Genomic DNA, 7,403 nt, shown 5'->3' with positions numbered 1-7,403 from the left:
TGCCCGGCTTCGAAGCCATTCAGCAGAAGTTTGGCGACCAGATCGAGGTGATCGCAGTCAACACCGGCTTCTCCGATGATGCCGACTCCATCCGCGCCTACCGCAAGGAGCTGGGCCTGACCATGCCCATCGCCATCGACGACGGCACTCTGGCTACCGCGCTGAACCTGCGCGTCACCCCGCAGCACGTGCTGATCGGTCGCGATGGCCGCATCATGCACGTGGGCCATCTGGATAATCAGGAGCTGCACACCGCGCTGCAACAGGCCGTGGCAGAGGGCAAGCAACCGGTCGCCAAGGCCGCCGATGCTACCGCCGCAGCCACCTTCGCCGTGGGCGACAAGATCAGCGATCTGGGGATCCCCCTGCTGGACGGCAGCAAGCTGGACTTCGCCGCCGCGAAAAAGCCGCGCGCCATCGTTTTCTTCGCCCCCTGGTGTGAATCCTACCTCGCCGAGAGCCGCCCGCAGACCGCCAAGGCCTGCCAGTATGTGCGCGAAGAGGCCGACAAGCTGATGGCGACCGAACAGGGCAAGACCATCGACTGGGTCGGCGTCTCCTCCGGCCTGTGGGTCTCCGCCGCCGATCTGCTGGATTACCAGAAGACCACCAAGAGCAGCCTGCCACTGGCGCTGAACGACGATGACTCCCTGTTCCGAGCCTTCGGCGTGCGCGACATCCCCAGCGTGGTGCTGCTGGACTCTCAGAGCCGCGTCACCCATATAATTGGCCCGAAAGATACCAATCTGGCCGATGCCGTCAACAGCCTGAAATAATCCCCAAGCCTCGCAGACACCGGCCTGTCGGCCGGTGTCTTTTTTTCTGCCAGAGAAAGAGAACCATGAAACTCGACTCCTTGAAGCAGTTGCTGCTCGGGCTTTGCCTCGGCCTGAGCACCCCCGCCCTGATCGCGGCCGACATGCCCGGTGCACAGGAGGTGCTGATCGCCTCCTCCCTGCACGCCGCCAGCTCAACCCCGGCCGCCAATGGCTCCACGACTCTCGCCATCCACATGGAGCCCCATGGCGAATGGCACGGCTACTGGAAGCAGCCAGGTGATGTCGGTCTGGCCCCCAAGCTGACCTGGCACCTGCCCGAGGGCGTCAGCGTCGGTGAGGTCGCCTATCCGCTGCCGCAGACCCTGCTGATCGACGGCATGATGAACAACGTTTATGGCCAGCCCTACGCGCTGCTAACCGAGCTGACCATCGCGGACTGCCTCGCCGTCGGCACCGCGCTGCCGATCCGCCTCGACATGCAGTATCTGGCCTGCCGCCACGACGCCTGCGTCCCCGAGCGCGCCAGCCTGCAAACCACCCTGCACGTCGGCAACGGGGAGCCCGATCCCGCGCTGGCCGCCGATTTCGTCGAGTGGCGCAAGGCGCTGCCCAGACCGCTCGCCGTGCCCGCCAGCTTCACCGTCACCGACCAGCTGCTGCGCCTGCATGTGCCGCTCCCGGCCAGCGTCGAGATAACCGATCCCCACCTCTTCTCCGCCACCAAGCAGGCCATCGTTGATGCCGCCCCCCAGCGGTTCGAGCGCAACGAGAGCATGCTCACCATCGAGACCAGAGTCGGCACCCAAGCGACCGATTCGTTTATGGCGACGCTGGCACTGGGGAATGGCCTCGGACTGGAGCTGGAAGCGAGACGAGAAGTCCCGGCCGCCGAAGCCGAGACCGGTGTCGTCGTGGTGCTGCTGGCACTGGCGGGGGCGGTGGTCGGTGGCCTGCTGCTGAACCTGATGCCCTGCGTCTTCCCCATCCTCAGCCTCAAGGCAATGAGTCTGGCGCGGGCGGGCACCAGTGCCGGTGCCGCCCGGCGCGAGGGGCTGGCCTACACCGCGGGCGTGATGGCGATGTGCATGGCGCTCGGCGGCGGTCTGCTCGCCCTGCGGGCGGGTGGCACCCAGATCGGCTGGGCCTTCCAGCTGCAAGATCCGCGCATGATCCTGCTGCTGTTACTGCTGACCTGCGTCATCGCCTTCAACATGGCGGGCCTGTTCGAGCTGAGATCCATCAACGCCGGGGCCGAGCTGACCCAGCGTGACGGCGCCGCTGGCGCGTTCTGGACCGGCGTACTGGCCGCCTTCGTCGCTACCCCCTGCACCGGCCCCTTTATGGCGGCGGCCCTCGGCACCGCCCTGATCCTGCCGCCGCTGGCGGGGATGCTGGTGTTCGCCGGATTGGGCTTCGGCATCGCGCTGCCGTTCCTGCTGCTGGGCTTCATCCCGGCCTTGCAGCGCCGGATGCCGAAACCCGGCCTCTGGATGGCAACCCTGCGCCATCTGCTGGCCGTGCCGATGTTCCTGACCATGCTGGCGCTGCTATGGGTGCTCGGTCAGCAGGTCTCGACCAACGTACTGACCGCCTGCGTGGGCTACGCCATGCTGGCCGCATTCGGCCTCTGGCTGACCGGCCTGCGCCAGCGGGCGATGAAGCCGAGGGCCTGGCTGCCTGCCGTGCTGGCGATCCTGCTGGCAGGCTCACTCGGTTTGAACCAGCTGGCTCAGGCCAGCGCCCAACCGAAGGCCGCCGTCAGCCAGCAGGCGTTCGATCGGGAGAAACTGGCCCGCCTGCAAGAGGGGAACAAGCCGGTCTTCCTCTACTTCACCGCCGACTGGTGCATGACCTGCAAGGTCAATGAGCAGGTCGCCATCGATCGCAGCGCCACCGCCGAGGCATTCGCCGAGGCCGGGGTCGAGATGATGCGCGGGGACTGGACCAACGGTGATCCCGAGATCACCGCCTTCCTGGAGCAGCACGGCCGTTCCGGCGTGCCGCTCTATCTCTGGTATACGCCGGGTCAGCGCGAACCGCTTACCCTGCCCCAAATCCTGGGCCCCGACACCCTGATCGAACAGGTTAGGCCATGACACCCTGCCATGCTCCGGACCCTTGATTAGTGCATGGCTCAGCGAGACGACAAGTCCCCCTCCCCACGTTTATAAACCCGGCCAAAGCCGGGTTTTTCCATGCTATTCCTCCCCATACCCTCGCTTTTTACGCCGATTTTACGCCCGCCCCATGCCGCTTTATGGCGCCTTTACGCCCTTGTTCCATATGCTTTCAGGGTCAAATCCGACCTTGAGAAATCGCTATGGAGTCGCTATGAACTGGCTGTATCTGTTGCTTGTCCTCGCCCTCGTCTGTTACCTCGCTCGCGCCCTGACGCGCAGCCATGAGTGAGGAGACCATGATGTGGCAAGCATATCTTTACCCGGCCGCCTTCGTGCTGCTGGTACTGCTCCCCGCCCCCTGGCTGGGCGCCTATCTTCACCGGGTATTCGAGGGGCGGGTTAGCTGGCTGGCCCCCCTTGAACGCCTCACCCTGGCCTGCTGCGGCACAGATGGTCGGGAGCAGGACTGGAAGTCCTATGGCCTGAGTTTGCTCGCCTTCAACGGCGCTGGCGCCGGTTTGCTGTTCCTGATCCTGATGGCCCAGGGACTGCTGCCCCTCAACCCGCAAGCTCTGCCAGGGCTTGACTGGCCGCTAGCCCTTAATACTGCGGTCAGCTTCGTGACCAATACCAACTGGCAGGCCTATTCCGGTGAGGCCAGTCTCTCCTACTTCAGCCAGATGATCGGACTCACCACCCAGAACTTCGTCTCGGCCGGCACCGGTGCCACTGTAGCCATAGCACTGTTCCGTGGCCTGTCCCGCCAGCAGACCCATCATCTGGGCAACTTCTGGCGTGACCTGGTGCGATTCTGCCTCTATGTCTTGCTGCCCATGGCACTGGTGATGGCCCTGCTGCTGGTTTGGCAAGGAGTGCCTCAGAGCCTGTCTGCCTACCTGCCATTCCATGGGTTGGAGGGTCAGGAGCAGCTGATGCCGCTGGGCCCTGCCGCGTCGCAAATCGCCATCAAGCAGCTCGGCTCCAACGGTGGTGGCTTCTTTGGGGTCAACTCGGCCCATCCGTTCGAAAACCCGACGGCCCTCAGCAACTGGCTGGAGATGGTGGCCCTGCTGACCCTGCCCGCCGCCCTGGTCTGCACCCTGGGACGCTACGTGAAGGATGCGGGCCACAGCCGCGCCATTCTGGCTGCCATGACACTGCTGCTGGTGCTGGGGCTCTGCCTCTCCATCAGTCAGGAGCTGAAAGCGGATCCGAATCTGGCGCAACTGAGTGGTCAGGCAGGCAACTGGGAGGGCAAGGAGAGCCGCTTCGGCCCCGTCCTTTCCAGTATCTGGGAAGTGGCGACCACAGCCGCTTCCAACGGGTCGGTCAATGCCATGCATGACAGCTTCACCCCCCTGGGCGGCATGGTCGGCATGATCAACATGCTGCTGGGAGAGGTGGTATTTGGCGGCGTCGGCGCAGGTATCTACGGCATGATGCTGTTCGTGCTGCTGACCGTCTTCCTGTGTGGACTCATGGTGGGGCGCACCCCCAGCTACCTCGGCAAGCGGCTCGGTATCACGGAGATGAAGTGGGTGGTCGCCAGCGTGCTGGTCATGCCGGTCGGCGTACTGGTGATCGGCGGCCTGACCCTGCTGCTGCCCGGCTCGCAAGCCGTCATTGGCCATGAGGGTCCACACGGTCTATCCCGCCTGCTCTATGCCTACGCTTCGGCGACCGGCAACAACGGCTCGGCCTTCGCCGGCTTTGGCGCCGCCGACAGCTGGCAATGTATTGCCATCGCGCTGGCCATGCTGCTCGGGCGCTTTGGTTACATCATCCCGGTACTCGCCATCGCCGGCCAACTCGCCAAGGCCCCCACCCAGGACCGGGGAGACGGGGATTTCCCGGTACGCGGCCCGCTGTTTATCACCTTGCTTATCATCACAGTCCTGCTGATGGGCGGCCTCTCCTTCCTGCCCGTACTGGCACTGGGACCCGTCGCCGAACATCTGCTGCTAGGAGTTCAACCATGAACCTGTCCAATGCCAACTCGCTGACCGAGGAGACCACCAGCGGCAAGAGTCGTTCCTTGCTGGTTCAGGCCGCCATCACGGCGCTGCGACGCTTCCATCCCAAGGCGCTGCTGGCCAGCCCCATCCTCTTTACGCTCTGGCTGGCGGCGCTGATGGCCACCATAGAGTCCCTGCTTGGCCAGCCCATCTCCGGAGTGCAGGCCAGCCTGGCCTGGCAGCTCACGGCCTGGCTGTGGCTGACCCTCTGGTTTGCCAACTTCGCCGAGGCTCTGGCCGAGGGACGAGGCAAGGCCAGAGCCGACAGTCTGAAGGCGGGTATGAGCCAGCTCCAGGCGCGCTGGGTCAGCTCCCCGGATGACAGCCTGGGCAGCTGGATCCCTGCCAGTCAATTGGTGAAGGGGGATATGGTGCTGGTCTGCAGCGGCGAGACCATACCGGCGGATGGCGAGGTCATCGCCGGGATCGCCTCGGTCAACGAGGCGGCCATCACGGGAGAGTCGGCCCCCGTCATTCGCGAGTCCGGCACGGATCGCAGTGGCGTCACCGGCAACACCCAGGTGGTGTCGGACAGGATCTGGGTGCGAGTCACCCAGAATCCGGGTGAGAGCACCCTCGACAGGATGATAGCCCTGGTCGAAGGGGCAAAGCGCCAGAAGACCCCGAATGAGATGGCCCTCGATGCCCTGCTAGTCGGGCTGACCCTGATCTTCTTGCTGGTGGTCGCTACCCTGCCCTGGTTCCTCGCCTACAACGGCAGCCAGGTGCCCAGGATCTATCTGATCGCGCTCTTTATCACCCTGATCCCGACCACCATAGGCGGCCTGCTCTCCGCCATAGGCATTGCCGGCATGGACAGACTGGTAAAACTCAATGTCATCGCCAAATCGGGGCGGGCGGTCGAAGCGGCCGGGGATGTACGTACCCTGTTGCTCGACAAGACCGGCACCATCACCTTCGGCAACCGCATGGCGGATGAGTTCATCCCGGCGCCCGGCATAGAACCCGGCCTGCTCGCTCAGGCAGCCATGCTGGCCTCCCTGGGCGATAACACCCCTGAGGGAAAATCCATCCTCACCCTGGCGGCCAAGAGCCAGACTAGGCCGAGTCTGGATCCGGATGACAGCTTGATCCCCTTCAGTGCCGAGACCCGGCTGAGCGGGCTGGATCGGGGCCATCACCGCTACCGTAAAGGCGCCGTGGATGCCGTCCTCGCCTATCTGGGGATGACCCCCAAGCAGCTCGTTGAGCCGATCCGCCTGGCGGTGGAGCGCATCGCGCGCCAGGGTGGCACCCCGCTGCTGGTCTGCAACCAGGAGAAACTGCTCGGCGCAGTCTACCTCAAGGACATCATCAAGCCCGGCATCAAGGCTCGTTTCCAGATGCTGCGCCATCTCGGCATCCGCACTGTGATGATCACCGGGGACAACCCGCTCACCGCCGCCGCCATCGCCGCCGAGGCCGGGGTGGATGACTTCATCGCCGAAGCGACGCCGGAGAAGAAGCTGGCTTATATCCGTCAGGAGCAGGCAGGCGGAAGGCTGGTGGCCATGTGCGGCGATGGTGCCAATGATGCCCCAGCCCTGGCCCAGGCGGATGTGGGTCTGGCCATGAATGAGGGGACCCAGGCCGCCAAGGAGGCAGGCAATCTCATCGATCTGGACTCCAACCCCACCAAGTTGCTGGACGTGGTGCAAGTCGGCAAGCAGCTGCTGGTGACCCGGGGAGCCCTGACGACGTTCTCCATCGCCAACGATGTGGCCAAGTATTTCGCCATACTGCCGGCCCTGTTCATTGCCGCCTATCCCCAACTCGATGCGCTGAACCTGATGCAGCTCGGCAGTCCCCAGAGCGCCATCTTGTCGGCCATCATCTTCAACGCCCTGATCATTGTGGCGCTGGTGCCTCTAGCCCTGCGCGGTGTCAGCCTGAGTGGCAGTGCAGCCAGCCTGCTGCGTCGCAACCTGCTGGTCTACGGCCTCGGCGGTCTGCTGGTTCCCTTTATCGGCATCAAGCTCATCGATCTGGTCGTCACCGGCTTTGGCCTGGTGTAGCAAAACCCCATGGGGGCCGTCGATGCTGGCCCCCGATTCATCGCGTTCGCCGTCACCGGCCGAACGCCTGGAAGAAGGAAGAATCATGATTGCCATCAGAACACTGCTCACCCTGACCCTGCTGCTCGGTGTCGCCTATCCGCTGACGGTCACCTTGCTGGCCCAGCTCGCCTTTCCCTGGCAGGCCAATGGCAGCCAGCTCATCAACCGGGACAACCAGCTGGTCGGCAGCGCCCTGCTGGCCCAGCCATTCACCAAGGCGGCATACTTTCACTCCCGCCCCTCCGCCAGCGCCTATGTCACTCTGGGGGGCGGCGGCAGCAATCTGGGGATGAGCTCGCCACAACGGAGCGAGTTTGCCCAGCAGCAAGCCGCCGCCGGGCAGGGGCACTCCCCCGCCATGCTGACCCGCTCAGGATCCGGGGTAGACCCTCAACTGCCCCTTGATGCCGTGCTGGCTCAGGTGGCCCGGGT

General features: G+C 64.6%; 5 protein-coding genes. All 5 read left to right on the top strand.

Annotated elements, in window-relative coordinates; genetic code table 11:
• Positions 1-776 (top strand): TlpA family protein disulfide reductase (locus G113_RS21395; protein WP_005908035.1); only part of this gene is annotated, 776 nt, incomplete at its 5' end.
• Positions 777-841: 65 nt separating this feature from the next.
• Entirely contained in the window at positions 842-2,875 is a 2,034-nt protein-coding gene (locus tag G113_RS17630; protein WP_005908033.1) for a protein-disulfide reductase DsbD family protein, read from the top strand.
• 323 nt (positions 2,876-3,198) lie between these two features.
• Positions 3,199-4,878 (top strand): potassium-transporting ATPase subunit KdpA, encoded by a 1,680-nt coding sequence (gene kdpA, locus G113_RS17625; protein WP_005908032.1) that lies wholly within the window; start codon positions 3,199-3,201, stop codon positions 4,876-4,878.
• Positions 4,875-6,929 carry a potassium-transporting ATPase subunit KdpB gene (gene kdpB, locus G113_RS17620; RefSeq protein WP_005908031.1) on the top strand — a complete coding sequence of 685 codons (2,055 nt, stop codon included), beginning with the start codon at positions 4,875-4,877 and terminating at the stop codon, positions 6,927-6,929. Before kdpA ends, kdpB begins: the two co-directional genes overlap by 4 nt.
• Positions 6,930-7,014: 85 nt before the next feature.
• Positions 7,015-7,403, top strand: a 389-nt coding sequence (locus G113_RS17615; RefSeq protein ID WP_005908029.1) for a potassium-transporting ATPase subunit C, incomplete at its 3' end; no start/stop codon positions are given.

The sequence above is a fragment of the Aeromonas molluscorum 848 genome (genome assembly GCF_000388115.1).
In the GTDB taxonomy this organism is placed as follows: Bacteria; Pseudomonadota; Gammaproteobacteria; order Enterobacterales; family Aeromonadaceae; genus Aeromonas; species Aeromonas molluscorum.
This window is presented reverse-complemented; position numbering and strand designations above follow the sequence as displayed.